The following is a 255-nucleotide window of genomic DNA, read 5'->3' as shown; positions in this document are numbered from 1 at the left end:
CGATGACCTACTCTCACATGGGGAAACCCCACACTACCATCGGCGATGCATCGTTTCACTGCTGAGTTCGGGATGGGATCAGGTGGTTCCAATGCTCTATGGTCGTCAAGAAATTCTGTTGCCAGAAGGTCTTGTTAGACACTCCAGCGAATCGGGTATGTGACAATTTGTGGTTTACGAACTTTCGGTTCATTTCGTCTTCACCACCACAATCTGCGCTGCAGATTGCTTGGGTGTTATATGGTCAAGCCTCAC

The 255-nt window shown here is 49.0% G+C and carries 1 rRNA gene; it reads right to left on the bottom strand.

Features of this window, described 5'->3' with window-relative positions:
- A 5S ribosomal RNA gene (rrf, locus tag C6382_RS23790) occupies window positions 1-110 on the bottom strand; the annotation flags it as partial.
- Between the last annotated feature and the right edge of the window lie 145 nt (window positions 111-255).

Origin of the sequence: Pseudomonas sp. BBP2017, assembly GCF_003024385.1 — a bacterium.
In the GTDB taxonomy this organism is placed as follows: domain Bacteria; phylum Pseudomonadota; class Gammaproteobacteria; order Pseudomonadales; family Pseudomonadaceae; genus Aquipseudomonas.
Note: the sequence above shows the minus strand (reverse complement) of the source record. Positions and strands in the feature narration are given on the sequence as shown.